Below are 1,491 nucleotides of genomic sequence, written 5' to 3' on the forward strand. Positions count from 1 at the left end.
CTGATGCGGTTGATTCTTGTGTAGGAGCTTGAATTATAACCGATTTTCAGCCGCTTTTTGCATGTCTGGTGCAATTTCCGGGCTAGCCGACACGACCTACAGTAGTCATAGGTAATACTTCTTGCTACGGAGATCGGCATGGCAAAACCAACATCCATCAAACTCGACGACGATCTGAAAGGGCGGGTGCAACACTTGGCTGACGTCCGCCAGCGCTCGGCACACTGGCTCATGCGTGAGGCCATTGAGCAGTATGTAGAGCGAGAGGAAAGGCGAGAGGCGTGCAGGCAGGACACAGTCAAAGCTTGGGAGGATTACCAAGCGACTGGCTTGCATGCGACCGCTGACGAAGTGGAGCAGTGGCTGGTCAGCTGGGGGAAGGATGATGAGGTGTTGCCCCCAACATGTCACAAGTGATCTTTTCCCCGGCAGCAGTCCGGGATCTGGAGCAATTGCGTGAGTTCCTACGGCCGAAGAATCCAGCAGCAGCCGAGAGAGCCGCTAAGGCGATCATTCAGGGCATCCTAGAGCTTGGAAAATTCCCACATATCGGTCGCCCGATTGATGATCTACCCGAGGAATATCGGGATTGGCTGATTGATTTTGGTGATAGCGGTTACATCGCCCGTTACCGTCTCGATGGGGACGCTGTGGTGGTACTGGCCATCCGTCATCAGAGAGAAGCTGGATTCTGACGGGCAAGCAATCGATAGCGTGCCTACTTACCGCCACAGTCTCGCGTGGCTCCCGAACGGTCTTCAGGAAGTGCTTCAGCGAGGTCCACCTTATAGGCCACATTCAGTGAGGGCACCGCACTGACGTCTACTTCGCGCTCGGCATGCCAAGCGTCGTGAGCCGCCTGGAGACGCAGCCATAGGCTGGGACCGTTGCCGAATAGCTTGCCAAGACGTGCAGCCATTTCTGGCGATACTGGCTTACAGGCGGCCAGGATGGCGTGCAGCTGCTGGCTTGAGATGCCCAGCATCTTCGCGATGGCGCTCTTGCTGAAGTCCAAATCCTCCAGCATGTCTTCGATCACCTCCCCGGGATGCGGTGGGCAACGGTTGGTGTTCCGCTTTGCGGTAATAGCCATAGTGGTTCCACCTCACTCAGTGGTATTGGTCAAAATCAACCTGATAGGCGTTGCCTCCCTCGAATTCAAAGGTGAGGCACCATGGGCCGTTCACATGCACGGTGTAACGTTTGGGGTTGAAGCCCTGCAAGCCGTGGAAGTTATAGCCCGGTAAGTTGATGTCCTCAACGCTTGCGGCCTCGTTGATCTCGGCCAGCCGGATCAGGATGCGCCTATGCATGCGCTTGTCGATCTTAGATTTACCGGTTTCCCACAGTGTAGCCAGGCCCTTGCTCTATCGGGCTGTCCCGGCCCATCGGGAATGGACGGTGCTCTTCAACCTGGCCACCAACGAGGCCACGCTCGGGATCATCGACAACGATGGCAGCTGGCGCCTCGACGACCTGGGCCTGACGCTC

Annotated in this window: 4 protein-coding genes; 2 read left to right on the top strand and 2 right to left on the bottom strand. The window is 56.7% G+C overall.

Annotated features, from left to right (window positions below; translation table 11 throughout):
* Positions 1–138 precede the first annotated feature (138 nt).
* Complete coding sequence (locus SCI24_RS21365) at positions 139–417, top strand: CopG family ribbon-helix-helix protein (protein ID WP_318727279.1); 279 nt, start codon at positions 139–141, stop codon at positions 415–417.
* Entirely contained in the window at positions 405–695 is a 291-nt protein-coding gene (locus tag SCI24_RS21370; RefSeq protein ID WP_318727280.1) for a type II toxin-antitoxin system RelE/ParE family toxin, read from the top strand. The genes SCI24_RS21365 and SCI24_RS21370 overlap by 13 nt, the downstream gene beginning before the upstream one ends.
* Positions 696–718: 23 nt before the next feature.
* Here the strand turns inward: SCI24_RS21370 and SCI24_RS21375 are convergent, their stop codons facing one another.
* Positions 719–1,093 (bottom strand): HigA family addiction module antitoxin, encoded by a 375-nt coding sequence (locus tag SCI24_RS21375; protein ID WP_318727281.1) that lies wholly within the window; start codon positions 1,091–1,093, stop codon positions 719–721.
* Positions 1,094–1,109: 16 nt separating this feature from the next.
* Positions 1,110–1,358: a type II toxin-antitoxin system RelE/ParE family toxin gene (locus tag SCI24_RS21380; protein ID WP_318727282.1), complete on the bottom strand. Its 249-nt coding sequence runs from the start codon at positions 1,356–1,358 to the stop codon at positions 1,110–1,112.
* Between the last annotated feature and the right edge of the window lie 133 nt (positions 1,359–1,491).

The organism is Halomonas sp. (assembly GCF_033549285.1).
GTDB lineage: Bacteria > Pseudomonadota > Gammaproteobacteria > Pseudomonadales > Halomonadaceae > Halomonas.

Excerpts from the sequence above, each read along its gene's own strand:
- SCI24_RS21365 (WP_318727279.1), top strand. The coding sequence starts at position 139 with ATGGCAAAACCAACATCCATCAAACTCGACGACGATCTGAAAGGGCGG.
- SCI24_RS21375 (WP_318727281.1), bottom strand. The coding sequence starts at position 1,093 with ATGGCTATTACCGCAAAGCGGAACACCAACCGTTGCCCACCGCATCCC.
- SCI24_RS21370 (WP_318727280.1), top strand. The coding sequence starts at position 405 with ATGTCACAAGTGATCTTTTCCCCGGCAGCAGTCCGGGATCTGGAGCAA.